The sequence below is a fragment of the Dietzia sp. NPDC055877 genome (assembly GCF_053615975.1).
The window spans coordinates 20955-46318 of record NZ_JBSHCV010000009.1; the positions used below are offsets into that span (position 1 = coordinate 20955).

The 25364-nt window shown below is 70.7% G+C and carries 22 protein-coding genes; 5 read left to right on the forward strand and 17 right to left on the reverse strand.

The window, feature by feature from the left end; genetic code table 11:
- Window positions 1-54: 54 nt before the first annotated feature.
- Entirely contained in the window at window positions 55-852 is a 798-nt protein-coding gene (locus ACWGLC_RS11015; protein ID WP_452099952.1) for a DoxX family protein, read from the reverse strand.
- 66 nt (window positions 853-918) lie between these two features.
- Here ACWGLC_RS11015 and ACWGLC_RS11020 point away from each other — a divergent pair, with 66 nt between their 5' ends.
- A complete protein-coding gene (locus ACWGLC_RS11020) occupies window positions 919-1944 on the forward strand; it encodes an oxidoreductase (protein ID WP_452099953.1) in 1026 nt (341 codons plus the stop codon).
- Window positions 1945-1980: 36 nt separating this feature from the next.
- On the opposite strand, the gene gatB is transcribed toward ACWGLC_RS11020, so the two are convergent.
- The 5 genes from gatB to gatC are packed head-to-tail and all read right to left on the reverse strand — an operon-like array spanning window position 1981 to window position 7685.
- Window positions 1981-3462: an Asp-tRNA(Asn)/Glu-tRNA(Gln) amidotransferase subunit GatB gene (gatB, locus tag ACWGLC_RS11025; protein WP_452099954.1), complete on the reverse strand. Its 1482-nt coding sequence runs from the start codon at window positions 3460-3462 to the stop codon at window positions 1981-1983.
- A gap of 10 nt (window positions 3463-3472) precedes the next feature.
- Window positions 3473-4507, reverse strand: a complete 1035-nt coding sequence (locus ACWGLC_RS11030) for an ATP-dependent 6-phosphofructokinase (RefSeq protein ID WP_452099955.1) — start codon at window positions 4505-4507, stop codon at window positions 3473-3475.
- Window positions 4508-4552: 45 nt separating this feature from the next.
- Entirely contained in the window at window positions 4553-5938 is a 1386-nt protein-coding gene (locus ACWGLC_RS11035) for a DHA2 family efflux MFS transporter permease subunit (RefSeq protein ID WP_452099956.1), read from the reverse strand.
- Window positions 5935-7389, reverse strand: coding sequence for an Asp-tRNA(Asn)/Glu-tRNA(Gln) amidotransferase subunit GatA (gene gatA / locus ACWGLC_RS11040; RefSeq protein WP_452099957.1), 1455 nt, complete (start codon window positions 7387-7389; stop codon window positions 5935-5937). Before gatA ends, ACWGLC_RS11035 begins: the two co-directional genes overlap by 4 nt.
- Entirely contained in the window at window positions 7386-7685 is a 300-nt protein-coding gene (gene gatC / locus ACWGLC_RS11045; RefSeq protein WP_230928699.1) for an Asp-tRNA(Asn)/Glu-tRNA(Gln) amidotransferase subunit GatC, read from the reverse strand. The genes gatA and gatC overlap by 4 nt, the downstream gene beginning before the upstream one ends.
- Before the next feature lie 76 nt (window positions 7686-7761).
- Here gatC and ACWGLC_RS11050 point away from each other — a divergent pair, with 76 nt between their 5' ends.
- Window positions 7762-8412: an amino acid-binding protein gene (locus tag ACWGLC_RS11050; RefSeq protein WP_452099958.1), complete on the forward strand. Its 651-nt coding sequence runs from the start codon at window positions 7762-7764 to the stop codon at window positions 8410-8412.
- 9 nt (window positions 8413-8421) lie between these two features.
- Here ACWGLC_RS11050 and ACWGLC_RS11055 read toward each other — a convergent pair whose 3' ends face one another.
- Both ACWGLC_RS11055 and ligA read right to left on the reverse strand, forming a co-directional pair.
- Window positions 8422-8784 (reverse strand): hypothetical protein, encoded by a 363-nt coding sequence (locus ACWGLC_RS11055; protein ID WP_452099959.1) that lies wholly within the window; start codon window positions 8782-8784, stop codon window positions 8422-8424.
- The gene (gene ligA, locus ACWGLC_RS11060) at window positions 8781-10949 is read right to left on the reverse strand and encodes an NAD-dependent DNA ligase LigA (RefSeq protein ID WP_452099960.1); all 2169 of its coding nucleotides are present in this window, start codon (window positions 10947-10949) and stop codon (window positions 8781-8783) included. Before ligA ends, ACWGLC_RS11055 begins: the two co-directional genes overlap by 4 nt.
- 59 nt (window positions 10950-11008) lie before the next feature.
- Between ligA and ACWGLC_RS11065 the strand changes: the two genes are divergently transcribed.
- Window positions 11009-11704 (forward strand): exonuclease domain-containing protein, encoded by a 696-nt coding sequence (locus tag ACWGLC_RS11065; RefSeq protein WP_452099961.1) that lies wholly within the window; start codon window positions 11009-11011, stop codon window positions 11702-11704.
- A gap of 27 nt (window positions 11705-11731) precedes the next feature.
- Here the strand turns inward: ACWGLC_RS11065 and ACWGLC_RS11070 are convergent, their stop codons facing one another.
- The 6 genes from ACWGLC_RS11070 to ACWGLC_RS11095 form a co-directional block, all read right to left on the reverse strand.
- Window positions 11732-12823, reverse strand: a complete 1092-nt coding sequence (locus tag ACWGLC_RS11070) for a cobalamin-independent methionine synthase (RefSeq protein ID WP_452099962.1) — start codon at window positions 12821-12823, stop codon at window positions 11732-11734.
- Entirely contained in the window at window positions 12820-13950 is a 1131-nt protein-coding gene (gene mnmA, locus ACWGLC_RS11075) for a tRNA 2-thiouridine(34) synthase MnmA (protein WP_452099963.1), read from the reverse strand. The genes ACWGLC_RS11070 and mnmA overlap by 4 nt, the downstream gene beginning before the upstream one ends.
- Entirely contained in the window at window positions 13947-15143 is a 1197-nt protein-coding gene (locus tag ACWGLC_RS11080) for a cysteine desulfurase family protein (RefSeq protein ID WP_452099964.1), read from the reverse strand. The genes mnmA and ACWGLC_RS11080 overlap by 4 nt, the downstream gene beginning before the upstream one ends.
- 105 nt (window positions 15144-15248) lie before the next feature.
- A complete protein-coding gene (locus tag ACWGLC_RS11085; protein ID WP_230928692.1) occupies window positions 15249-16199 on the reverse strand; it encodes an electron transfer flavoprotein subunit alpha/FixB family protein in 951 nt (316 codons plus the stop codon).
- A gap of 50 nt (window positions 16200-16249) precedes the next feature.
- Window positions 16250-17035 (reverse strand): electron transfer flavoprotein subunit beta/FixA family protein, encoded by a 786-nt coding sequence (locus tag ACWGLC_RS11090; protein WP_230928691.1) that lies wholly within the window; start codon window positions 17033-17035, stop codon window positions 16250-16252.
- Between the two features lie 126 nt (window positions 17036-17161).
- Complete coding sequence (locus ACWGLC_RS11095; RefSeq protein ID WP_452099965.1) at window positions 17162-18793, reverse strand: AMP-binding protein; 1632 nt, start codon at window positions 18791-18793, stop codon at window positions 17162-17164.
- 197 nt (window positions 18794-18990) lie between these two features.
- Between ACWGLC_RS11095 and ACWGLC_RS11100 the strand changes: the two genes are divergently transcribed.
- Window positions 18991-20361: an outer membrane protein assembly factor BamB family protein gene (locus ACWGLC_RS11100; protein WP_452099966.1), complete on the forward strand. Its 1371-nt coding sequence runs from the start codon at window positions 18991-18993 to the stop codon at window positions 20359-20361.
- Here ACWGLC_RS11100 and ACWGLC_RS11105 read toward each other — a convergent pair.
- Genes ACWGLC_RS11105 through ACWGLC_RS11115 form a run of 3 tightly spaced genes read right to left on the reverse strand, consistent with a single transcriptional unit; the run spans window position 20358 to window position 23158 of the window.
- On the reverse strand, window positions 20358-21572 hold the full coding sequence (locus ACWGLC_RS11105) for a THUMP-like domain-containing protein (protein ID WP_452099967.1): 1215 nt from the start codon (window positions 21570-21572) through the stop codon (window positions 20358-20360). The two genes, ACWGLC_RS11100 and ACWGLC_RS11105, sit on opposite strands and share 4 nt — an antisense overlap.
- 9 nt (window positions 21573-21581) lie before the next feature.
- Window positions 21582-22319 carry an NUDIX hydrolase gene (locus ACWGLC_RS11110; RefSeq protein WP_452099968.1) on the reverse strand — a complete coding sequence of 246 codons (738 nt, stop codon included), beginning with the start codon at window positions 22317-22319 and terminating at the stop codon, window positions 21582-21584.
- Window positions 22316-23158, reverse strand: a complete 843-nt coding sequence (locus tag ACWGLC_RS11115; RefSeq protein WP_344993195.1) for an ABC transporter ATP-binding protein — start codon at window positions 23156-23158, stop codon at window positions 22316-22318. The genes ACWGLC_RS11110 and ACWGLC_RS11115 overlap by 4 nt, the downstream gene beginning before the upstream one ends.
- Before the next feature lie 151 nt (window positions 23159-23309).
- Here ACWGLC_RS11115 and ACWGLC_RS11120 point away from each other — a divergent pair, with 151 nt between their 5' ends.
- Entirely contained in the window at window positions 23310-25328 is a 2019-nt protein-coding gene (locus ACWGLC_RS11120) for a maltotransferase domain-containing protein (protein ID WP_452099969.1), read from the forward strand.
- Window positions 25329-25364: the final 36 nt, after the last annotated feature.

The window sequence follows — 25364 nt, forward strand, 5'->3', positions numbered from 1 at the left end:
CCGGCCGGGCCCGCGCCATCCGAGTCCCTCGCAGCGCCCCGGTGCCCGGGCAGATCAGCCCGCGGTGACCGGGGCGCTGTTCCCGCTGGACGTGAGCGGGTTGGTGCCGTTGAGGAAGTACCAGACCAGTCCGGCGATCACGGCCGCGATGAGCAGCCAGATGATGCCGCTGAACCGCGGGCGGTGCGACCATCCCCACTTGCGGTCGACCGCCCACCGGCCGGGGCCGGTGAACAGCAGCGCGAGCAGGCTGGCCGCGTAGAGGACCGACGCCTCCAGGCCGCGGGTCGTCTCCCCCAGCAACGGGACGGTCTGGTCCCCGGTGAGTGTGATCGCCATGCCGAGTCCGACGAGACCGAACAGGCCGGCCACGGCGATCGGGGTCGCCAGTCCGATCACGAGCATCACTCCCGCTACCAGCTCGATCGCGCCGCCGGCGATCGCCAGTATCCGTGCCTGCTCGAACCCCGCCTCCGTGAGCGTCGCCGCCATACCGTCGATGCCGGGGCCGTTGAACAGCCCGAACAGCTTCTGCAGGCCCCGCAGCGTCAGCAGTACACCCACGGTGAGGCGGAGGATGAACAGCCCGAGATCCGTCGTCCCGCGCCTGCCGACCTCACCGCGCCCCTCCGGGGCGATGGTGGTGGGCTGCTCGCCGAACGGCAGCGGCGCCGAGACGTCGTAGCCGCCGGACTCGGCGAACTGCGAGTAGTCCGTCACGCCGGCCGCCGGGAATGCCGTGGTGGCGGCGTCACCGGTGGTCGCCCCCGAGGTGGAGGGGACGTCCAGCGGATAGTCGACGTCGTGGATGATCTCGGTACGGGCGTCGTCTCCGGGCTTTGAGGAAGTCACTCATCGACTGTAGGCCTCGCGCGGCGGCTGCGCCCCGAGGACACGGCGGGCCGTACTCTAGTCGGCATGAGATCGCTCGCGCTGCTCCTGGCCATGACGGTGGTGGTGTCCGGGTGCGCGAGATTCGACGACCGGCTGGACGATCCGTTCACGCCCGCCCCGGGCCCGGGGATGGGTGCCCCGCCCCCCTCGGGGCCACCGGGGTCGCCGCCGCCCCCGACCACGTCCACCGGCGGGCCGCCGGCCCCCGAGCCGGAGACCGGCCCGTGCGTCGATCCCGATCCCGCCGTGATCGCGACCTGCCTGGAACCCGCGGTCGCGGTCGCCGCGCTCGGCGACAGGGCCCTGGTCGCCGAGTCGACCGGAGGGGTGAAGATCGTCGGACCGGACACCTCGCCCGAGAATTTCGGGCGGGTCGACCCCCGCGGAGGCAGGGTCGCGGCGGTGGCGCCGTCGCCGGACTTCGACCAGGACAGGTTGGTCTACCTCCTCGTGGTGGGCGACGGCCCCACCCGGGTCGAGCGTCTCGCCCGCGGCGACACCCCCCGCACGGTCGCCGAGCTCCAGCCCGCGGAGACCGGGGGCATGGCTTTCGTCGACAATGTGCTCACGGTGGGCGTCGGGGACCAACTGGTCCGGTTCCCGGGGTTCACGGGTATCGGCCGGGCCGAGGGCCCCGAGGTGGTCGCCGGCGGCCTGGGTCGGATCATGGCCCTCTGTACCTTCGACAACGACCTGTTCGTCTCCACGATCTCGGACCGTGGCGCAGCGCTGCGCACTGCCGATCGTGTGGTGTGGACGTGGCCGGATCAGCGTTCGGCGGGTGGGTGCGCGGCCGCTGAGGGCTCCCTGTCCATCGCGCTACCCGACGCCGAGCGGGTCGACACCGTCGAGACCGCCGGGGGCGCCGCCAGGGGCCAGCCGAAGGCGATCGCCGAAGGCCGCTACGGGCGGCTGAGCGGACTCACCACGATCGCCGATGGCGTGCTGCTGGCCGGCACCGCCAACAAGGCGGGCGGCGCACCCGTGCCGACCGATGACCGTGCGGTGATCCTGCCACAGTCCGGTGGCGGCGGAGACGCCCGGACATAGGCCCCGGCGGGCGGGGCCCGCCGGGACTCCGGGTCCCTAGCTGCAGGCGGTGATGACCAGTTCCTTCACACGGGCCGGGTCGGCCTGCCCGCGGGTCGCCTTCATGACGGCGCCGACGATCGCGCCGGCGGCCTGCACCTTGCCCGAGCGGATCTTCTCGGCGATGTCGGGCTGGGCCGCGAGTGCGTCGTCGACCGCCTTCTGCAGTGCCGAGTCATCACGGACGACCTCGAGACTCTTGTCCGCCACGACCTGGTCGGGCTCCCCCTCACCGTCGAGCACGGCGTCGACGACCTGTCGGCCGAGCTTGTTGGTGAGCTTGCCCTCGGCGACGAGCTCGATCACGCGGGCGACCTGGGCCGGCGTGATGGACAACGCGTCGAGTTCCACTTCCCGCTTGTTGGCCTGCTGGGTCAGGTAGGAGACCCACCACGACCGGGCCTCCGCCGGGGTCGCTCCGGCGTCCACGGTGGCGAGGATCAGGTCGAGCGCACCGGCGTTGACGAGGTCACGCATCTCCTCGTCGGAGACGCCCCACTGCTCCTGCACGCGGGCGCGACGCACCCACGGCAGCTCCGGCAGGGTCGCGCGGATCTCCTCGACGAGGTCCGCCGAGGGCTCGACCGGCGCCAGGTCGGGCTCGGGGAAGTAGCGGTAGTCCTCAGCCGACTCCTTGGGACGGCCGGCCGTGGTGGTGCCGTCCCCCTCCTGGAAGTGGCGGGTCTCGAGGACCACCTCGCCGCCCTCGGCGAGGACGTCGGCCTGTCGACACATCTCGAACCGCACGGCCGTCTCGACGCTGCGGAGCGAGTTGACGTTCTTGGTCTCCGTCCGCGTGCCGAACTCAGCGGCGCCCTTCTCCATCAGGGACACGTTGGCGTCGCAACGCATCGATCCCTGATCCATACGGACATCGGAGACGTCGAGACTCTTGAGTAGATCCCGGAGCGCCGAGACGTAGGCGCGCGCGATCTCCGGTGCCCGCTCCCCTGCTCCGACGATGGGCTTGGAGACGATCTCGATCAGCGGCACCCCCGCCCGGTTGAAGTCGAGCAGCGAGTGGGTGGCCCCGTGGATCCGACCGGATGCCGAGCCGACATGGGTCGACTTACCGGTGTCCTCCTCCATGTGGGCCCGCTCGACGTCCACGCGCCAGGTGCTGCCGTCCTCGAGCTGGACGTCGAGGTAACCGTCGAAGGCGATCGGCTCGTCGTACTGCGAGATCTGGTAGTTCTTCGGCTGATCCGGATAGAAGTAGTTCTTCCGGGCGAAGCGACTGTTCGGGGCGATCGAGCAGTTCAGCGCGAGACCGATCTTGATCGCCCACTCCACGGCCTGGCGGTTGGCGACGGGCAGCGCGCCGGGCAGTCCGATGCACACCGGACAGACCTGGGTGTTGGGCTCGGCCCCGAAGGCGGTCGGACAACCGCAGAACATCTTGGTGGCGGTGTGCAGCTCGACGTGCACCTCCATACCCATGACGGGATCGAAACGTGACACGACCTCGGTGAACTCCATGCGGAACAATCTAGCCGAAGAGGCAGGCGGCCTCGCGGTAGCGGTCCTCTGGAACGGTCTTGAGCACGGCCACCGCGTCCTCTACCGGCACCATCTCGATCGACTCGCCCCGCAGGGCGACGATCTGGCCGAAATCTCCACGGTGCACCGCGCGCGCCGCGTGCACCCCGAACCGGGTCGCGAGCACGCGATCGTAGGCCGTGGGCGTACCACCACGCTGGATGTGCCCGAGCACGGTCGTGCGGACGTCGCGATTCATCCGCGCGGAGATCGCGGCGGCCATCTGGTCCGCCACCCCCGTGAACACCTCGTGACCGAACTGGTCGGTGCCGCCCTCGCGGAGGGTCATGCCGGAACCCTCGACGGGGGTGGCCCCCTCCGCGACGACGCAGATCCCGTAGGCCTCACCCATCTGGAACCGACGACTCATCACCTTGCACACGTAATCGATGTCGAACGGGACCTCCGGGATGACGATCATGTGCGCGCCCGAGGCCAGGCCGGCGTGGAGCGCGATCCACCCCGCGTGCCGTCCCATCACCTCCACCAGCATCACCCGCTCATGGGACTCCGCCGTGGTGTGCAGCCGGTCGATGGCATCCGAGGCGATCGAGACCGCGGTGTCGAACCCGAAGGTGTAGTCGGTCCCGCCCACGTCGTTGTCGATCGTCTTGGGCACACCCACCACCGGGATGCCGTTCTCCGTCAGCCACCGGGCGGCCTTGAGCGTCCCGTCGCCGCCGATCGCGACCAGTGCGTCGATCGCGTGCCTGTCCAGCGTCTGCCGGATCTCCGGCAGGCTGGACCTGAGGGTGTCCGGATTGAGACGGCCTGTGCCGAGGATGGTGCCGCCGCGAAGCAGGATGCGGTCGATCCCCTCGTCGTCGAACAGCGGTACCGCACGGTCGTGCACCAACCCGGACCACCCGTCCTGGAAGCCCAGGACCGGCGAGTCGTATTCGGAATGGGCGGTCCGGACCAGCGCCCGGATGACCGCGTTGAGTCCGGGGCAGTCGCCACCGGCGGTCAGCACGCCTATACGCACGTGGAGCTCCTCTCGGTTCTCCCGCAGTCTAGGTGCGAGACGAGGTCAGCGCGCCGTGCTCACCGGCTGTTCACCGGTACGGAACGCCATCGTGGCCAGGCCGCCGAGCAGGACCACCACAGCGGGGAGGAACATCGCGTCCGCCACGGCCTGACCGACATCCCCGTGCGCCACGAGACGCGCTTGCATCAACGCACCGATCGCCGCGGAGCCGAGGACCGCGCCCACCTGGCGCGTGGTGTTGTACACACCCGACCCTGCGCCCGCCGACGCCAGTTCCAACTGGCGCATCGCGGTCGACGAGGTGGGCGCCCACACACACCCGTTGGCCACCCCCATCAGTGCGATCGGGCCGAGCAGCACCGGGATCGACGTGTGGGAATCCATGACGAGCGCCAGCCAGAACAGCGACACCGCGTACGAGAAGTAGCCGATGCCGGTGAAGATCCTGGGGTCGAGTCGGTCCGCGAGGCGGCCAACCAGCGGAGCCAGGATGCCGGCGATGATCGCCATGGGCAGCAGCATGAGTCCGGCGCTCGTCGGGCTGAGCCCCTTGACCCCCTGCAGATAGAACATCAGCGGGACCATGGTGCCGGCGGTGACGAACCCGATCGTCGATACGCCGAAATTCCCGATCGAGAAGTTGCGGTCGCGGAACAGCCGCAGCGGGACCAGGGGTTCGGTCCGGACGCGCGATTGCCACCACAGGAACGCGGCGACAGCGAGCACCCCCGCCACGACGAGCGAGATGGTGGTGGCACCCCAGCCGTGAGACTCGCCCTGCTGGATGCCGTACACGAGCCAGAACATCCCGACGGCCGACAGCAGGATGCCCGGGATGTCATAGGAGTGGCCGCGGGTCTCCATCTCGGGCACCCACAGCCAGACCAACACCACGGCGATGATCCCGAAGGGGATGTTGACGAAGAAGATCCATCGCCAGTCGAGGGCGTCGATGAGCACGCCACCGGCGACAGGCCCGACCACCGAGGCGATGCCGGCCACGGCGCCCCAGGCGCCCATCGCGGCGCCGCGCCGCGACGGCGCGAACACGCGCGTGATGACACTCAACGACTGCGGCGTCAGCAACGCGGCCCCGACGCCCTGGAACACCCTGGCCACGATGAGGGTCTCTATGTTCGGTGCGAGCCCGCACCACAGCGAGGCACCGGTGAAGACCACCAGGCCGGCGATCGCCACCGTGCGGGGCCCGATCTGGTCGCCGAGCCGTCCGGTGAAAAGCAGCGGTACCACGTAGGCCAGCAGGTAGGCGCTGGTGACCCAGATGACCTGGTTGGTGGTGGCACCCAGCTGGGTGACAAACGCCTCGGTGGCCACCGCGACGATCGTCTGGTCCACCAGGATCATGAAGAACCCGATGACCAGGGCCGCGAGAGCCTTCCACGCGTCCCGCTCGGGGACCACGGTCACGCGATCGCGCCCCTCGCGGCCTCGAACGCCGCGCCGACCCGGTACAGGCGCTCGTCGGCCAGGGCCGGGGCCATGATCTGCATACCCACCGGCAGCCCGTCGACGAGGCCGCTCGGCACGGACATCCCACAGTGGCCGGCGAGGTTGAGCGGAAGCGTGCACAGGTCGAACTGGTACATCGCGACCGGGTCCTCCACCTTGTCCCCCAGCGGGAACGCAGTGGTGGGCGTGGTGGGCGAGACCAGGACGTCGACCTTCTCGTAGGCGCCGTCGAAATCGCGCGCGATGAGCGTGCGGATCTTCTGCGCCTGGCCGTAGAAGGCGTCGTAGTAACCGGCCGACAGGGCGTAGGTGCCCAGCATGATCCGGCGTTTGACTTCGGGGCCCAGCCCGGCGGCGCGGCTCGCCGCCATCACCTGATCGGCGGATCCCTCACCGGTACGCAGGCCGTAACGCATGGCGTCGAAGCGGGCCAGGTTGCTCGACACCTCGGACGGGAGGATGAGGTAGTACGCCGGCAGGGCGTACTGGAAGTTCGGGCACGAGACCTCCACGACCTCGGCGCCCAGACCTCGGAGGGTCTCGACCGCGGCCTGGAAGGACGCCTCCACACCGGCCTGGTAGCCGTCGCCGGAGAGTTCGCGGACCACGCCCACGCGGACACCCTTCAGGTCACCGCGCGCGCCTTCACGGGCGGCCGCCACCATGTCCGGGATGGCCACGTCCAGGCTCGTCGAATCGCCGGGGTCGTGGCCGGCGATCACCTGGTGCAGCAGGGCCGCGTCCTCGACGGTCCGGGCGCAGGGCCCGCCCTGGTCGAGCGACGAGGCCGATGCCACCAGGCCGTGCCGCGAGACCGTGCCGTACGTGGGCTTGACCCCGACGGTCGCCGTGAGCGCGGCAGGCTGACGGATGGAGCCGCCGGTGTCGGTGCCCACGGCCAGCGGTGCCTGGTTGGAGGACAGGGCCGCCGCCGAGCCGCCGCCGGAACCGCCGGGCGTACGGGTGTGGTCCCACGGGTTGCGGGTCGGCCCGTACGCCGAGTTCTCGGTGGAGGACCCCATCGCGAACTCGTCGAGGTTGGTCTTGCCGAGGATCGGGATACCAGCGGCGCGCAGTCGGGTGGTCACCGTCGCGTCGTAGGGCGACATGTAGCCCTCGAGCATCTTCGAGGCGCACGTGGTCGGCGCGTCGGTGGTGGTGAACACGTCCTTGAGGGCGACGGGAACGCCGGCCAGCGGTCCGAGCTCCTCGCCGGACGCCAGCCTGGCGTCGACGGCGCGCGCGGCCTCGAGTGCCGCGTCGGCGCCCACATGGAGGTAGGCGTTGATCTCGCCGTCGACCTCGGCGATCCGGTCCAGGTGTGCCCGGGTGACCTCTTCCGAGGAGACCTCGCGGGCGGCGATCCGCCCGGCGAGCTCGGCGGCCGTGGCGGTGGTCAGGTCGGTCATGCGTCCTCTCCCAGGATCTGCGGAACCTCGAAGCGCTGCTGGTCGGATTCGGGGGCCTGGTCGAGCGCCTGTTCCGGGGTCAATCCGGGCGCGACGACGTCCTCGCGGTACACATTGCTGATCGCGGTGGGATGGCTCATCGCCGGGACGTCGTCCGCGGCGACCTCGGACACCGTCTGCACGTGGACGAGGATGTCGGTGAGCTGCTGCGCGTACGAGTCCAGCTCGGCGTCGCTCAGATCCAGGCGGGAGAGCCTGGCCAGATGCGCGACGTCTCCGCGTGAGATCGAGGTCACGTGCCTGCCCCTTTCCGTGACGTGGTCGGTACCGGCCCAGCCTAGTCAGCCCGGATCGGTGCGGCACAATGGCGTCATGTCTTATCTGCTCCGCGTCCTGCTTCCCGACCGACCGGGGAGCCTCGGATCGCTCGCCGTGGCACTGGGAACCGCGGGCGCGGACATCATCAGCCTGGACGTCGTGGACCGATTCGACGGGGTGGCGGTGGACGACATCGTGGTGCACGTACCCCACGGGACCTTCCCGGACACACTCATCACCGCGGCCGAACGGCTCGACGGCGTGCTGGTCGACTCCCTACGTCCGTTCGGCGGGATCCTCGACGCGCACCGAGAGCTCGAACTGGTCGACGCGGTCGCCGGCGCGGGTGCGGGCGCCGCACAGTTGCTCGCCGACGAGTTGCCGGCGGCATTGCGGGTCGGGTGGGCGCTGGTGGTGGACGTCACGGGCGAGGCCTGCCAGCTGGTCGCGCGCGGCGAATCCGCCCCCATGTGGGAGGGCGGCAGGGTCGCGGCGCTGTGCGGCCTGGAGCGAGCCGTCGCACTGGAAGACGACGACGACACGCCGGCGAGCTGGGTGGCCATGGACACCGCGCTCGCGGCGGCCCCGCTCCCGGCGGGTCAGGTGCTGGTGGTGGGCCGGCCGGGCGGTCCCTCGTTCCGGCCGTCCGAGATCGCCAGGCTGGGGTACCTCACCGGGATCCTGCGGACCCTCCTGGCGGGCTGACGAGAACTGTCAGCCCAGTTTCCTCGCCCAGGCGGCGATCGCCGCGAAAAACAGGGCTGCCACCGGCAGGATCCACGCCAGATCGATCATGATCATCATCTGCCGGAACTGCTCGTTCGACAGGAACTGCATCTCCGCGCACGAATAGAGGCAGGCCGCGGGTCTGGACATAGGGACCATCCAGAGCCACAGCAGCGTAAGGAACGCACCGGCCGACGCACCCGTCAGTGCTGTGGCTACGAGCGCGACGATGCCCGGCGCTCCCCTGCTCCGGAGACTCCAGAAACTGATGCCGACCGCGAACACCAGACCAACCGCGGCCCCGAACACGAGCGGCCAGGGAAACTGGAGCAGGGGCGTCGCCGGCGTCACCCGGCCGAATCCTCCGCGGCGCCGTCGGGGGCGGGGCCGCTTGCGAGAAGCTCGACGAACCCGGCCTCGTCGAGGATCGTCAGTCCGAGTTCCTCCGCCTTTGCGGCCTTCGATCCGGGGTTGTCCCCCACCACCACATAGTCGGTCTTCCTGGACACCGAGCCCGACGCCTTGCCTCCGCGGGAGATGATCGCCTCCTTGATCCCGTCCCGGGTGAAGCCCTCGAGCGATCCGGTCGCGACGATCGTCAGCCCCTCCAGCGTGCGCGGGATCGACTCGTCCCGTTCGTCCGCCATCGAGACCCCGGCTGCCGCCCACCGGTCGACGATCTCCCTGTGCCAGTCGACGTCGAACCACTCGACCACCGATGTGGCGATGGTGCCGCCTACCCCGTCCGTCTCCGCCAACTCCTCCTGGCTCGCCGCGCGGATGGCCTCCATGGTGCCGAAACGCGTCGCGAGCGCCCTGGCCGCGGTCGGGCCGACGTGCCGGATCGACAACGCGACAAGCACGCGCCACAGTGGGCGCTGCTTGGCGGTGGCGAGGTTGGCCAGCAACTTGCGGCCGTTCTCGGTGAGGACTGTCCGTTGGGGTTCGGCACCACCCTCGATCTGCTTCTTGGTTGCCTTGTCGGTACGGGTGTAGAGATCAGTCCGGAGCAGGTCCGCCTCGGTGAGGTCGAAGAGTGTGGCCTCGTTCTCCAGCACCCCACTGGAGAGAAGATCCGATGCACCCTCGTACCCGAGCGCTTCGATGTCCAGGGCGTTGCGGGAGGCCAGGTAGAACAGTCGCTCGCGCAATTGCGCAGGACAAGATCGCTGGTTAGGACACCTCCAGTCGGCATCGCCTTCCCTGGCCGGCGCCAGCACGGTATCGCATTCGGGGCACCGTTCGGGGAAGACGAACTCGCGCTCACTCCCGTCCCGTCGATCCACGACGGGCCCCAGCACCTCCGGAATCACGTCGCCCGCCTTGCGTATGACCACCGTGTCCCCGATGAGGACGCCCTTCCGGATCACCTCGGTCTGGTTGTGCAGAGTGGCCAGCGACACCGTCGACCCGGCGACGAGCACCGGCTCCATGTACGCGAACGGGGTCACGCGCCCGGTCCGCCCCACCGAGACCCGGATGTCGAGCAGTCGGGTCATGACCTCTTCCGGCGGGTACTTGAACGCGATCGCCCATCTCGGCGCACGTGAGGTCTGGCCGAGGCGCCGCTGGACCGCCCTGTCGTCGATCTTCACCACGAGTCCGTCGATCTCGTGCTCTGGATCGCCGCGGTGCTCTCCCCAGTACCGGACCCGCTCGAGGACGGCATCTGTTCCGGTGGCCGGCGCGGTGTAGGGCGAGACGGGCAGTCCCCAGTCGGCGAGGGCGAGATAGACATCGTGAAGGCTGTCGAAGGTCGCGCCCTCCACCGCGCCCAGCCCGTGGCAGTACATCCGGAGGCGGCGCCGGGCCGTGATCGCCGGGTTCTTCTGCCGCAGCGATCCCGCTGCGCTGTTCCGGGGGTTGGCGAACGGGGCCTTGCCCTCCGCGACGAGCCCGGCATTGAGGTCGGAGAAGTCCTCCAGGCGGAAGAACACCTCCCCCCTGACCTCGAGCAGGGCGGGCACCGGCCGGTCCTGAGTCGCGGTCAGGGCCACCGGGATGTCGTCGATCGTCCGCGCGTTGAGCGTTACGTCCTCGCCGGTGCGGCCGTCCCCTCTGGTGGCGGCGCTGACGAGCTTGCCCTCGCGGTAGACGAGGTCCAGCGCGACGCCGTCGATCTTGACCTCGCAGAGGAACGGCAACGCGTCCTCGGCGACGTTGGCCTGCTCAACTGCGGAGGCGATCCAGTCACGGAGCTCGTCCTCGGAGAACACGTTGTCCAGACTCGTCATCCGCTCGAGGTGCTCGACCGGTGCGAAGTCCGTGGAGAAGCCACCACCGACGAGCTGCGTGGGCGAGTCCGCACCCCGCAGTCCCGGGTGGCGCTCCTCGAGCTCCTGCAGTCGCACGAACAGCTTGTCGAACTCCGCATCGGAGACGATCGGCGCGTCCTTGACGTAGTACCGGAACTGATGATCGCGGACGGTTTCTGCAAGCTCGTTCCACGAATGCCGCACCTCGGGCGGGATGTCCCCGGTGCCGGCGGGCTCACTGATATCGACGGGTTCGCTCACGTGGACAGGTTAGTCCTGCCCGCAACCGGATTGTCGGAGTGCTGCCCTACGGTATGACCATGACAAACGATATCCAGGCCCCCGGCACCATCGACCGCACCCGTCTGCTGGCGTTCGACCTCGAGACCACCGGTCCCGACCCCCGGACAGCACATGTGGTCACGTCGGCATTACTGGCCATCGACGGTGCCCGTAAACACGAACGCACCTGGCTCGCGGACCCGGGTGTGGAGATTCCCGAGGGTGCCACGGCGGTCCACGGGATCACCACCGAACACGCGCGGGCAAACGGCCGCCTGCATGCCGACGTGATCGCCGAGACGGTGGCCGGCATCCGCCGCGGCTGGCGCGAGGGCCGGACCCTGGTGGCCTTCAACGCGTGTTTCGATCTGACCATCCTGCGCCGCTGGGACCCCACCTTCGAGATCCTCGGGCCTGTCCTCGACCCGTTCGTGGTGGACCGGGCGACCGACCCGTATCGCAAGGGCAAGCGCACGCTGGAAGCGGTCTGCGAGATCCACGGTGTACGCCTGGAGAACGCGCATGAGGCGTCCGCCGACGCGCTGGCCGCAGCAAGGCTCGCGTGGAAACTGCTCGGCGCACTCCCGGATCTCGCCGGTACGGACTGGCGAGAGGTCAACGAGCAGCAGGCCCGATGGCACGAGGAACGGCAGCGGGACTTCGCCGCCTACCTCGAGCGAACCGGCAAGGACGCCTCGGGAGTCAACATCGCATGGCCGCTGGCCGCGGTCTGATATCGCGGCCGTGCCCGCCCTCGGACGCTACTCGGCGATGTGCGGAGCGATCTCGGCCATCTGACGGACGCCGGCCAGGGCACGGGTGGTGGCGCTCGAATCCCGGGCCACCTGGCCTTCGGTCGGTGTGAGCACGAGCCTCGCCAGGCTCTCGTACCGGGGCGCGGCCAGTCGGTCGAGCAGACCGAGAAGAGCGTTCGCCGCCTGTTCGGCCGCGGCCCGGTCGGCGATCGGCCGACCGACTCCCGCGGCGCCCTCCAGTTGCAGGATGCGTCCGTCGCCGAGCACCGTCCCCGCCGCGTCGAGGGCGTCGTGTGAACGCGCCGCATAGAGGGGCGCAGCATCGAGACACAGACCGTCGAGCGGGGTCTCGCCGCGAGGTGTCTCGGCGAAGGCGGTGAACAGGGCCGGCGCCTCGGGCCCGGACGTGGTGGGTACCCGCAACAGGACCTCGTCCGCCCCGGCGGCCCTCAGCGCGTCCGCGAATCGACACAACGCCAGCGCGAGTTGCTCGACGGGCACGGGCGGAATCGGATCGAAGTGGCTCGGGGCGGGAACCGTCCCTGCCGCGACCCGCCAGAGCATCGGTTCGTCCAGCACGATTCGGGCCCCCGCGCGCATCCGTCCCGCGAGTCGAGCCGCCCACGCCGCGGAGCCCTCCGCGAGCGAGGCCGCCAGGTCCCGCCTCGCCCCGCGGTCGGTCAACACCGGTAGACCGCCCGGTAACTCGAGGCCCGCCGCGAGCGTCCAGGGACCCACCACCCGGACCTGGAGCCGCCGTTCTGCGGCAAGGGGCTCGGATTCAGGGTCGCGGGCCAGCTCGTCGGCTTCCTCGAGGGCGTCGCCGTCACGATCCACCAGGTCCGCGGCAACGCGCGCCAGCCGTCCCCGTGACTGCGCCAGCCGCCAGCCACGCGGCGAGATGTCGACCGGCAGGTCCGCCAGCATCGCGAGTGAGCGGCCGGCCAGGTCGGCGCCCGGCCCGCGCCCGGGCAACTCGGGCAGGAAGGGCAGGCCGGGACATTCGCCCATCACGATCCGGGCGGCTTCCCGGGGGTCGCTGCCCGGCATCGGGCCGGGGCCGGTGTGGGCCGGGGCCACCGGGGCCACCGTGCTCACGGAGCCCCCGCCGCCGGGCGCGCGACCGAGATCGTCCCGCTACCCAGGACGCGGTCGCCCTCCGGCTCGGGGCGGTAGAGCACGGCGGCCTGGCCGGGCGCCACGCCACGCACCGGCTCGTCGAGGGTGATCTCGAGGCGGGCGTCCGGACCTTCGCCGACGCGCCGGACGTGGCCCGGGGTCGCCTCACCGTGTGCCCGGATCTGGATCCGACAGTCGGTCTCCCGGATATCGTCGTCGACCAACCAGTACGGCGAGGTGGCGGTCATCGCTGCCGAGAGCAGATGATCGGCTCCGCCGACGGTGACGGTCCCGCTGTCCGCGTCGATCGCCGTCACGTACCGGGGGCGTCCGTCCGGCGCGGGGCCCGGCAGTCCGAGTCCCTTGCGCTGGCCGATGGTGAAGCCGTGGACGCCGTCGTGCCGGCCGAGTTCATCGCCGGAGTCCGCGTCCACCACGGCGCCCGGCCGCAGTCCGATGTGGGCGCCGAGGAAGGCCTGCGTGTCCCCGGAGGGGATGAAGCAGATGTCGTGACTGTCCGGCTTGGACGCCACCGGCAGGCCGGCCGCGTCCGCCTCCGCCCGGATCTCGGACTTGTGGGTGTCCCCGAGGGGGAACATCGAGTGGGCCAGCTGTCGTGGCGTGAGGACGCCCAGAACGTAGGACTGGTCCTTCGCCTCGTCGATCGCGCGACGCAGGACCGGCCGGGTCGAACCGTCCGCGAGTTCCTCGTGCGAGAGCCGCGCGTAGTGGCCGGTGGCCACCGCGTCGAAGCCCAGCGCCATTCCCCGCTCCAGCAGGGCTTCGAACTTGATGCGCTCGTTGCAGCGCAGGCACGGGTTGGGGGTCTCCCCTCTGGCGTAGGAGTCGACGAAGTCGTCGATCACGTCCGCGCGGAATCGCTCGGCGAAGTCCCAGACGTAGAACGGGATGCCCAGCAGGTCGGCTACGCGTCGGGCGTCACCGGCGTCCTCCCGGGAACAGCAGCCGCGGGAACCGGTCCGCAGGGTGGCCGGGTCGGCGCTGAGCGCCAGGTGCACGCCCACCACGTCGTGTCCGGCGGCGACCGCTCTCGCGGCCGCCACCGCGGAGTCCACTCCGCCGCTCATCGCGGCGAGAACCCTCATGACGCCCCCGCCCCTGCGCGGGACAGCCCGAGTCCGGCGACGCGGGCCCGCTCGGCCGCCGGCCCGAGGGCGGCGATCGTGGCGTCCACGTCAGCCTCCGTGGTGGTGTATCCCAAGCTCAGCCGTAGGCTGCTGCGCGCTGCCGCCTCGTCGGCCCCGGCGGCCAGCAGGACGTGACTGGGCTCGGCGACACCGGCCGTGCAGGCCGAGCCCGTCGAGCACTCGATCCCGGCGGCATCCAGCAGCAGGATCAGCGACTCCCCGGAGCATCCGGGGAAGGTGAGATTCGCGATCCCCGGGAGTCGGTCTCCCCCGCCGTTGGCGATGACCCCGGGGACGGTGGCGCGGACGCCCTCCATGAGCCGGTCACGTAGGCCGGACAGTCGCCGGGCCTCGGATTCCATCTCCCGGGCCGCCTCGTCGAGCGCCGCCGCCATGGCCACGACCCCGGGCACATCGACGGAGCCGGAACGCAGGTCCCGTTCCTGTCCCCCGCCGAATCCGATGGGCTCGATCTCCGCGCCGCGGTCGAGCAACAGTGCGCCGACGCCCAGCGGGCCGCCGAACTTGTGCGCGGACAGGCTCATCGAGGTCACTCCGAGCGCCTCGAAGTCCACGGGAACGTGTCCGACCGCCTGCACCGCGTCGGTGTGGACCGACGCGCCCACGGCGCGCGCGGGCCCGGCGACCGCCGCCACGTCGGTGATGCTGCCGATCTCGTTGTTGGCCAGCATCGTCGCGACCAGTGCGAGCCGGGGCCCGACCTCGCCCGCGAGGTCGCGCACGGTCCCCGCCAGCACCACACCGCGCGAGTCGACGGGCAGGACACGGACGTCTTTGCGCCCGCCGCGCCCGGTGGTCAGGTGTTCCGCGGCATCGAGGACCGAGTGGTGCTCGGCGGCGCCGACGGCCACCACGTCACCGGACGAGGCTGTCGCCAGACCGATGACGGCCAGGTTGTCGGCCTCGGTCCCGCCGGAGGTGAACACCACCTCAGAGGGTCGGCAACCCAGGTGGTGCGCAAGCAGTTCCCGGGCTTCCTCGACGCGCCGTCGCGCGCGCCGACCGGAACCGTGGAGCGACGAGGCGTTGCCCACGGTCGAGGCGGCCTCAGTGTAGGCGGCGACGGCCGCCGGTCGCATCGGAGTGGTCGCGGCGTGGTCCAGATAGTGGACGGGACGGGTGGTGCGCATATCGCAGGCAAGGATACGCCCGAACGCACTGAACCCCGGCACCGCAGGGGTGTCGGGGTTCAGTGGGAGCACGTCGACGCCGGGGCGTCAGTGCTCAGACGCGGCTCACTTGCGGGCGTTGATGGCCTCGGTGAGCTGCGGGGCGACGTTGAACAGGTCGCCCACGATGCCGTAGTCCGCGATCTCGAAGATCGGGGCCTCTTCGTCCTTGTTGACGGCGACGATCGTCTTGGAGGTCTGCATACCGGCGCGGTGCTGGATGGCGCCGGAGATGCCCAGGGCGATGTACAGCTGCGGCGAGACCGTCTTACCGGTCTGACCGACCTGGAACTGGCCCGGGTAGTAGCCCGAGTCGACCGCGGCACGCGACGCGCCGACGGCACCCTTGAGAGAATCGGCGAGCGGCTCGACGACCTCTTCGAACTTCTCTGCCGAACCGACGCCACGGCCACCGGCGACCACGACGGTGGCCTCGGTGAGCTCGGGGCGGTCGCCGCCGACGATCGGGTTGCTCGAGATCACCTTGGCGGCGTTCTCGGGCTCCGGGACCTGGACCTCGACGACCTCGCCGGCCCCGGCGGCCGGGGTGGCCTCGACGGAGCCCGGGCGCACGGTGTAGACGGGGGTGTCGCCGGAGACGGTCGCCTCGACGGTGTACGCGCCACCGAAGATCGAGTGGACGGCGGAGCCGTCCTCACGGATCTCGACGACGTCGCCGAGGATGCCGGAGCCGGTACGGGCCGCCAGTCGTCCGGCGACCTCCTTGCCCTCGAACGTGGCGGCGAGCAGCACTGCGGCGGCGCCCTGTTCGGCAAGACCGGCCAGGACGTCGACCTTCGGGGTGACGAGGAAGTTCTGGACCGCATCGCCCTCGGCGACGTAGATCTTCTCCGCGCCGGCCTCCTTGAGGGCGTCGGTGAGAGCGGCAGCGGAGCCGGACTCACCGAACACGACAGCGGACGGCTCGCCGAGCGCGCGGGCGGCGGTCAGCAGCTCGAGGGTGACCTTCTTGAGTTCGCCGTCGACATGCTCGACCGCGACGAGGACTTCAGCCATGGTGGATTCTCCTTGAAAAGTCTGGGATGAGTCGGTCGGTTGAGCTCGGGTCAGATGAGCTTCTGCGCGACGAGGTACTTGGCGACGTCGTTGCCGCCCTCGCCCTCGTCGGTGACCTTCTCGCCCGCGGTGCGCGGCGGCTTGGGGGTCGAAGCGGTGACGGTGGAGGCGGCGTTGTCCTTGCCGACCTGCCCGGCCTCGACGTTGGTGTCGGCCAGGGTCAGGGTCTCGACCGGCTTCTTCTTGGCCGCCATGATCCCCTTGAACGACGGGAAGCGCGGCTCGTTGATCTTCTCGCCGACGGACACGACGCAGGGCAGCTGTGCCTCGACCTCGAAGACGCCCTCATCGGTCTCGCGCTCGCCCTTGGCGACGCCACCGGAGACCTCGAGGGTCCGCATGTGGGTCAGGTGCGGCAGTCCGAGGTACTCGGCGAGGATGGCCGGGAGCGCGCCCATACGGCCGTCGGTGGCCTCGTTACCGCAGACCACCAGTTCGGTGCCCTCGATGGTGCCCAGGACGTTGGCGAGAGCCCACGAGGTCTGGACGACGTCGGAGCCGTGCAGCGCCTCGTCGTTGAGGTGGACGGCCTTGTCGGCACCCATCGACAGCGCCTTGCGGATCGCCTCGGTGGCGCGGTCCGGACCGGCACACAGGACGGTGACCTCGCCACCGTCGGCCTCCTTGATCTGGAGAGCCTGCTCGACGGCCTTCTCGTTGATCTCGTCCAGAACCGCGTCGGCGGCCTCGCGGTCCAGGGTGAAGTCCCCATCGGAGAGCTTGCGCTCGGAGTACGTATCGGGAACCTGCTTGATCAGTACGACGATGTTCGTCATGGGCCTGCGTCGACCTCCTGCGAGTCGGGGCTGGGTGTGGTCCGTCAGGTGCGGCGGAATACACCGGATTATGGTCCTGCGACACAGAATAACGTCACCCTGCCCGCAGAGGGTGTGTCGGGGCCGTCAGTTGATGCGCTTCTCCCAGCCCGACCAGGCGGCGTCTCGCAGTTCGTTCTTTCGGACCTTGCCCGTCGAGGTCCGCGGCAACGCCTCGGTGAGCTCCACCGCCCCGGGCACCTTGTACCGCGCGATCCTGGTCCGGCAGTGCTCGATCAGACCCGCCTCGTCGAGCTCGGAACCGGGCCGCACCACGACGTACGCCTTGGGCCGCTCCCCCCACTTCTCGTCGGGCATCGAGACGACCGCACAATCCACGACGTCCGGGTGTGAGGCGATCGCCTGTTCGACCTCGATCGTCGAGATGTTCTCGCCGCCGGAGACCACGACGTCCTTGGCCCGGTCGAGGAGCTGGACGTAGCCGTCCGGGTGCATCACGCCGAGGTCCCCGGAGTGGAACCATCCGCCGGCGAACGCGGTGGCGGTGGCGTCGGGGTCCTGGAAATACCCCTTCATGACGCCGTTGCCGGTCATGACCACCTCGCCCATCGTGACTCCGTCCGCGGGCACGTCGACCAGGGTCGTCTCACCCGGGGAGGTCCGTTCGACCACGCGCACGGTGTCGGCGTGGATCATCGCCACGCCCTGGCGGGACTTGAGCGCAGCCCGCGCATCCGGCTCGAGGTCAGCCCAGTCGGGCTGGGGGGTGCACACCGTGAACGGCCCGTAGGTCTCGGTGAGGCCGTAGACCTGCGTCACGTCGATACCCAGGTCCTCGAACCGCCGCAGGATGGTCGGTGACGGCGGGGCGCCGGCGGTCACCATGCTGATGCCCTCCACGGGCCGGGCCGCCGGGTCGTCGGCGATCGTGGACAGCACCGCCGGGGCGCCGGCGAGCCTGTTGACGCCCTCGGAGTCGAACAGCCGCCAGATGTCCTCGCCGCGGACCGCCCGCAGGCACACATGGGTGCCGAGCGCGCCCGTGAGCGCCCACGTGGTGCACCACCCGTTGCAGTGGAACATCGGCAGTGTCCACAGGTAGCGCGACTCGGCGTCGAGCTTCTGGGTGACGATCTCGCCCAGTGCGTTGAGGTAGGCACCGCGGTGGGTGTACATGACGCCCTTGGGGCGGCCCGTGGTCCCGGACGTGTAGTTGACGGCGATGACCGAGTCCTCGTCGTCGACGGTCCAGGGCACGGCCCGCGGCGAGGCCAGCTCCAACGCCTCCTCGAGCGCCTCGGACACGGGCCCGAAGCGGGCCGGGTCGGGCTGGGTACCGTCGGCGTCGGGCGCGATGAGGATGAGGCGCAACTGCTCGGGCACCTCGTCCCCGAGCCCCGCGAGCAGTTCGGCGTCGGCGATCAGGACCTCGATGCCCGCGTGGTCGACGATGTAGGCGATCTCCGCGGGCGCGAGCCGGGTGTTGAGCGCGACCACCGCGCCACCGGCGAGCGGGACACCGAACTGCGCCAGCAGCGCCTCCGCCGAGTTCGGCGCGAGCACACCGACCCGGTCGCCCCGCGCGACGCCGCGCATCTTCAACAACGAGGCCATCCGTGTGGCCCGTTCCGCGAACTCGGCGTACGTCTGGCGCCGGGGGCCGTCCACCACCGCGATCGCGTGGGGCACCACCCTGGCCGCCTTCTCGAGGAAACCCAGCGGGCTCAGAGCGGTATCAAGTCCGGAATCAGCAGTCATCGCGGGTGGTTAGCCTCTCGTCGGGACGGTCGTGATGTCGGCCACCGTAATGGCGGGCCCGCCCGGCTGCGGTCCGATCGCGCCGATTCCCCCCGCGGTCGGCACCTCCGTCGGAGCGTCCGTCACAGCGGGTGCCGGGGTGCCGACTAGTCTCATTCGGTGACTCTCACCACGGGAGTGCGGACGAGGGGGGATCTGTGGGACCGGCAACGACACCGCGCGTCGCGCGGGCACTGGGCGTCGCCGCTCTCGCGGTGGCGTTTCTCGCCGGCTGCACCTCCCACACCGAGAGCGGCGATGCGCGCCTGCCGCAGGCCGCCAGCTGGTCGTCGGTGACAGGCGGCCCGCCCAACTCGGGCCGGGCCCACGCCTCCGTGTCGCAGGCCCCGGAGTTGCTGTGGTCCCGCACGTTGGGCGCCCCGGCGATCGGCGTCGCCTCCTCCGACGGCATCGGCTCGTCGTTCCAGGCCACGATCTCCGAGCGCGGCTGTAATCTGTTCTCCCTCTCCGCCGACGACGGCCGCAAGCGGTGGTGCACGCGGTTGCCCACCGACGGGCCGCGGATCACGGCGACCGTCGACGGCCGCGGGTCGTTGTTCGTGCCCATGTTCGGCGGGGTGGGCGCGGTCGCGTCGGAGGGTGAGAACCGCTGGTTCCTGCCCACCCGGGGTACGCCGACCACCGTGACGTTGCTGGACAACCGTCACCTGCTGGTGATCACCCATCAGGGGGCCACGAAGGTCGTCAACGCACACACGGGACTGGACGCCTCGCCCGACCTGCGGTTGGCGGGCCGGATCGGCACCGATGATCGCGGCTACGGACTGCCGTGGTGCGGCATCGGCGAACGTGGCTGCCCCGTGCCGGGCCCTGCCGCCGTGGACACCTCGTCGGCCACCGCGTACGTCACCGTGTGGACCCCCGCCGCCGACGAACCGGAACTGGTGGCCTTCCGCTACAACGCGGATGACTCCGCCGCGGTCGACGGCGCCCTCGAGGTGCTCTGGCGCGCGCCGCTGACGGACGGCCGCCTCGGTGTGCCGACGGTGCTGTCGAACGATCGGAGCGAGGTCTACGTGCACTCGCGCGACGGTGACCTCGCCGCCTACTCCGCCGTCGACGGCTCGCGGTTGTGGTCGGTACCGGTGGGTTACCGCCCGGACCTGCCCCCGGCCCTGCTGCCGGACGGGACCCTGGTCACCGGAGGCCGCACGACGACGATGTGGAAGGGAACCGACGACGACCACGACGACGACGCCGGCCCGTCACCCGTCGTGGCCATCCACGGGGAAGACGGCTCCGGCCGCGAACTCTGGCGGCGCGACGATCTGCAGCAGCTGACCAACCCGGCGGCGACCGAGGACGGCAGGGTGCTGGTCGCGGTGCGCACCGACGGGGCCGACGGCGTGCCCGGAATCGCCGTGCACCTCCTCGACGGTGGCAGCGGCGAGACCCTGCACCGCATCGAGGTGCCGGCGGCCGGCGGCCCGGTGTCCGGGCTGAGCATCGATTCCGACGGCCGCATCATGCTGACCACCGGGCTCGGCGCGGTCTACGTCTTCGACTAGTCCGCGGCGCGGGTGCGCGGTCCGCACACGAAGACCACCGCCGACCGCTCGATGCGTGTCACCACGAGCGCCAGCGGCCGGGACCCCTTCAGCGCGAGCGAGCGGCGCAGCGTGTCGGGGTCCACGTCGACTCCCCGGACGAGGATCTCCAGCGACCCGCAGTCCCGTTCGCGCAGGACGCGGCGCAGCTCCTTGCGGTCGAGTCGGCAGCGGTCGAGAACCTCGAAGCCCGAGTACCCGCCCGGGATCCGCGGACCGGTCAGATGCGCGATCCGGGCGTCCAACTGCCGGAGCCCGTGTCGGCGGGCCCAGTGCCGCACCAGCCCCGCCCGGACCACGGCCCCGTCCGGATCCACGATGAACCGGTCCGGTTCCCCGGAGGCGTCGACGTCGTCGTCGTCCCCATCGGTCACCTCCTCCACGTGGACCGCGACCCCGTCCGCGTTCATCCACGGCGCACCCCACGGACCCGGCGCGTCGACCGGCGACGTGCGCACCACCGTGGCCCTACGGCCCACCCCGCCGGACAGACCCGGCGACCACAGACACGCCTCGCGCACGGACCCGTCCAGCGACACCACCTCCACCGCTCCGCGGTGCCCCAGCGTCGAGACGTCGAGGCCGGGCGCGCACTTGATCACGTGATCACGCTCGGCGACGGCCACCAACAGCGCCGGCAGCGAAGGGCTGAGCTGCGCCGGGTCGTGGATCCGCCGCCCGCCCGACCGACGCGCGGGGTCCGCCACCACCACGGCATCCCGCGTCGGCGGGCACAGTGCGTCGGCCACACAGACCAGCGCGTCCGGCACGTTGTGTGCGGCCATCCGCGCACGCACCGGATCCAGATCCGAGCCCACCACCCGCCCGGCGGTACGCACCAACTCCGCGAGCTCGGCCCCGACCGAACAGGTCACGTCGTGGACGTCGCGACCGGCGAGGCGGCGCGCACGCAGCGCCGCCACGGGCCAGGCGGTGGCCTGTTGGACCGCCTCGTCAGTGAGCAGCATCCTTTCCGCGCCCCGGATGCGGCCGACGGCGCGCGACCGCGCGGTCACCACGTCGATCGCCGCGGCCGCGTGCTCGGGATCCGCGCGCCGGACGGCCGCCGTCGAGGCGACCGTGTGAGCGCGGGAGAAGTCGAGCCCGGCGGCGAGGTCGAGCAGGGCCCGTCCGGCGTCGGTGCGCAGAAAATCCAGATCCTCCGGGGTCACGAGCGCACTCTAGTTCCCGCCCGGCGCGATCGTCCGCGCCCACTCCAGGACCTCGGCCACATTCGCTGCCGTGGCCAGGTCCGAGACCACGTGCAGCGTCGGACGGAGCATTCCCAGGTGGCCCAGGGTGCCCGCCAGTGCCGCGTCCTCCGCCCGGATCCACTCGGCGGCCCGCGCCTCGCTCGTGACCGCGTCCGGCTCGGCGCCCTCGGGCAGGGCCGCCACGAAGAACAGCGTGTCGTAACGGCGCGGTGGGCCGAGCGGCGTGGTCCACCGGTCCCACGGGCGCAACAGATGCGCCGACAGGACCAGCCCGTGCTGCGCCAGCAGACCGTCCAGGTCCCCCTCGCCGGCGTCGAGCGCGCGACGCTCGGCGTGGCCCGGCTGATCGGACGGTGTGGGCTCGGGTTCGGTTTCGGTCTCGGCGAGCAGGACCCCCGTCTCCTCGAACAGTTCCCGCGCGACACCCCGCACCGCGGCGGCCGCGCGCTCCTCGCCGATGGCGAAGCGGCTCGCCCACCACCGCGCCTCCGGGCCGCGCCACGCGCGGGTACCGCGGTAGTCCCGCGGCTCCACACCGCCGCCGGGGAACACCGACATACCCGCGGCGAACTGCATCGTGGGCACGCGATGCTGCAGGAATACCTCCACTCCGCCCCCGACCCTCGAATCTCTGATCAGGGCGACCGTCGCGGCCTCACGGATCGGGACGGCCGCGGGGTCGAACGGCGCGGGCGGGGTCGTCATGCCCGTCGATGCCGGCCGGCACGGCGGGAGCGGCGCGCGAAATAACGGCCGTCGATCTCGTCCACGACGATCGACTGAGAGAAGGCCCGGCTGAGATTCTCCGAGGTGATCACGTCGTCGATCAGCCCCATCGCCGTGACCTCGCCCTCCGACAGCAACATCGCGTGGGTGAAGCCCGGGGGGATCTCCTCGACGTGATGGGTCACCAGGACCGTCGCGGGCGCGTCCGGATCCATCGCCATGTCCCCGAGCCGCGCGACGAGATCCTCGCGGCCGCCCAGGTCCAGCCCCGCGCCCGGCTCGTCCAGGAGCAGCAGTTCCGGGTCGGTCATCAGCGCGCGGGCGATGAGCACCCGCTTGCGCTCACCCTCCGACAGGGTGCCCCAGGTCCGCTCCGCGAGGTGCTCCGCGCCGATCGACTCGAGGGTGTCCGCGGCACGGTCGAAATCCTGACGGTCGTACTGCTCACGCCACCGGCCCAGGACCGCGTAACCGGCGGAGACCACCAGATCCTGCACTACCTCGTCACCCGGGATGCGGCCGGCGACCGCGACCGAGGACAGCCCCAGGCGGCTACGGAGCTCGGTCACCTCGGTCCGGCCGAGCTGCTCGCCGAGGATCACGGCGGTCCCGGTGCTCGGGTACTCGAGCGCGGCGGCGATCTTGAGCAGCGACGTCTTGCCCGCACCATTGGGCCCCAGCACCACCCATCGTTCGTCCAACTCCACCTGCCAGGTCAGTGGCCCGACGAGGTTCGTGCCGTCGCGGCGTAGCGAGACGTCCCTGAGGTCGAGGACGAGGTCTGGGTCGATGTCGATCACGGTGCTCACGGCGCCCATCTAACCCCGTATCGGGGAGCGGGGTGGCGAGGAACACGGCCCCGACAGATGAACCGGAGGTGACCCGGCTCCCGGAACGCCCCGCCTTCGCTAGCGTCGAGGGGGTAACGCCGCCCGCCATGGCGGTTCAGCAGCCGAGAGGAGCACCGACGTGAACGACCGTCTGGCCATCGACGAGGTCCTCCCCCTCGTCGCATGCGGGAGGTTCCCCTCCAAGTCCGTTGTGGGCGAGGTGCTGCCGATCTCGGCCGTGGTGTGGCGCGAGGGCCACGACGCGCTGTCGGCCACGGTGGTCGTCCGTCGTCCGGGCGGTGCCGCCACCCGCACCACGATGGTGCCCGGTACCGAGCCCGACACCATGCACGCACTCCTGCTGACCGACTCGCCCGGGATGTGGTCGTTCCGCGTCGAGGCGTGGTCCGATCCCTTCGCCACCTGGCGCAGCGGCATCGTCAAGAAGATGGCGGCCGGGCAGGACGCGGACGAGCTCGGCAACGAGCTGGAAGTCGGCGCCCGCGTCCTCGACACCGCGATCGGGCGCGCCACGGCAGCCGGCCGTTCCGACCACTCCGGACTACTGACCCGCGCTGCGGCCGATCTGCGGGGCCGCGGAGACGCGGGCGCCCGCACCGCGACCGCTCTCTCCGGGCCGGTCGCAGAAGCCCTGGCCACCGACCCGGTCCGCGAGCTCGTCACGGTCGGGCGGACCCATCGCGTGTGGGTCGACCGGCGCGCGGCCCAGTTCAGTTCGTGGTACGAGTTCTTCCCCCGGTCGACCGGCGGTCGCGACTCGGATGGTCGTCCCGTGCACGGGACGTTCCGCACCTCGCGTTCGGCCATCGACCACGCCGCCGACCTCGGCTTCGATGTGGCGTACCTGCCCCCGATACATCCGATCGGGAGGGTCAACCGGAAGGGCCGCAACAACACGCTCACCCCGGAGGCTGACGATGTCGGTTCCCCGTGGGCGATCGGCTCCTCCGAGGGGGGTCACGATCGCGTCCTTCCCGACCTCGGCACGATCGACGACTTCCGTGACCTCGTCGAGTACTCGGCTGAACGCGGGGTCGAGATAGCCCTCGACCTGGCGCTGCAGTGCGCGCCCGACCATCCGTGGGCGCAGGCCCACCCGGAGTGGTTCACGGTCCTGCCGGACGGACACATCGCCTACGCCGAGAACCCACCTAAGAAGTACCAGGACATCTACCCGATCAACTTCGACCTCGATCCCGAGGGCATCTTCGCCGAGGTCCTGCGGGTCGTCCGTCACTGGACCGCACTCGGGGTCCGCATCTTCCGCGTGGACAACCCCCACACTAAGCCGGGCGACTTCTGGCACCGGCTCATCAGCGAGGTCAAGCGGACCGAGCCGGACGTGCTGTTCCTGTCCGAGGCCTTCACCCGGCCGGCCCGCCTCTTCGGCCTGGCCCGGCGCGGCTTCTCGCAGTCGTACACCTACTTCACCTGGAAGACCACCAAGGCCGAGCTCGTGGAGTTCTGCGAACAGCTTCTCGAGCATGTCGACGAGGCGCGCCCCAACATGTTCACCAACACCCCGGACATCCTCCACGAATCCCTGCAGCGGGGCGGCCCGGCGATGTTCGCCATCCGGGCGGCACTCGCGGCCACCCTCTCCCCCGCGTGGGGTGTCTACTCCGGCTTCGAACTCTATGAGTGGCAGCCCGTCGCCGCGGGCAGCGAGGAGTACATGGACTCCGAGAAGTACGAGCTCCGGCCCCGGGACTTCGCCGCTGCCGAGAACGCCGGCCAGTCGCTCGCGCCATGGATCCGGACACTCAACCGCATCCGCCGCGACCATCCGGCTCTACAGCAGTTGCGGACCCTCCGCTTCCACGCCGTGGACAACGATCAGATCGTCGCCTACTCCAAGCTGGACCCGGCCACCGGGGACTGCGTCCTCACGGTGGTCTCCCTCGACTCGCAGGGCGCGCAGGAGGGCACGCTGACGCTCGACATGGAGGCGATGGGCTACCCGGCCGACGCGCGCTTCAGCGTCCGCGACGAGGTCACCGGATCCGAGTTCCACTGGGGATCTAGCAACTTCGTCCGGCTCGAGCCCTGGTCGGCGGTCGCCCACATCGTCGTGGTCCCGCCCTGCGACCCGGCACGTAGGGTCGAGTTGTCCTACCGCACGCACATCGTGGATTAGAGGCACACCGATGGCACAGCACCACGAGACGCAACC

Coding starts and splice junctions, on each gene's coding strand:
- ACWGLC_RS11020 (WP_452099953.1), top strand. CDS start 919: ATGAGATCGCTCGCGCTGCTCCTGGCCATGACGGTGGTGGTGTCCGGG.
- gatB (WP_452099954.1), bottom strand. CDS start 3,462: ATGGAGTTCACCGAGGTCGTGTCACGTTTCGATCCCGTCATGGGTATG.
- gatA (WP_452099957.1), bottom strand. CDS start 7,389: ATGACCGACCTGACCACCGCCACGGCCGCCGAGCTCGCCGGGCGGATC.
- ACWGLC_RS11050 (WP_452099958.1), top strand. CDS start 7,762: ATGTCTTATCTGCTCCGCGTCCTGCTTCCCGACCGACCGGGGAGCCTC.
- ACWGLC_RS11065 (WP_452099961.1), top strand. CDS start 11,009: ATGACAAACGATATCCAGGCCCCCGGCACCATCGACCGCACCCGTCTG.
- mnmA (WP_452099963.1), bottom strand. CDS start 13,950: ATGAGGGTTCTCGCCGCGATGAGCGGCGGAGTGGACTCCGCGGTGGCG.
- ACWGLC_RS11080 (WP_452099964.1), bottom strand. CDS start 15,143: ATGCGCACCACCCGTCCCGTCCACTATCTGGACCACGCCGCGACCACT.
- ACWGLC_RS11085 (WP_230928692.1), bottom strand. CDS start 16,199: ATGGCTGAAGTCCTCGTCGCGGTCGAGCATGTCGACGGCGAACTCAAG.
- ACWGLC_RS11090 (WP_230928691.1), bottom strand. CDS start 17,035: ATGACGAACATCGTCGTACTGATCAAGCAGGTTCCCGATACGTACTCC.
- ACWGLC_RS11095 (WP_452099965.1), bottom strand. CDS start 18,793: ATGACTGCTGATTCCGGACTTGATACCGCTCTGAGCCCGCTGGGTTTC.
- ACWGLC_RS11110 (WP_452099968.1), bottom strand. CDS start 22,319: ATGACGACCCCGCCCGCGCCGTTCGACCCCGCGGCCGTCCCGATCCGT.
- ACWGLC_RS11115 (WP_344993195.1), bottom strand. CDS start 23,158: ATGGGCGCCGTGAGCACCGTGATCGACATCGACCCAGACCTCGTCCTC.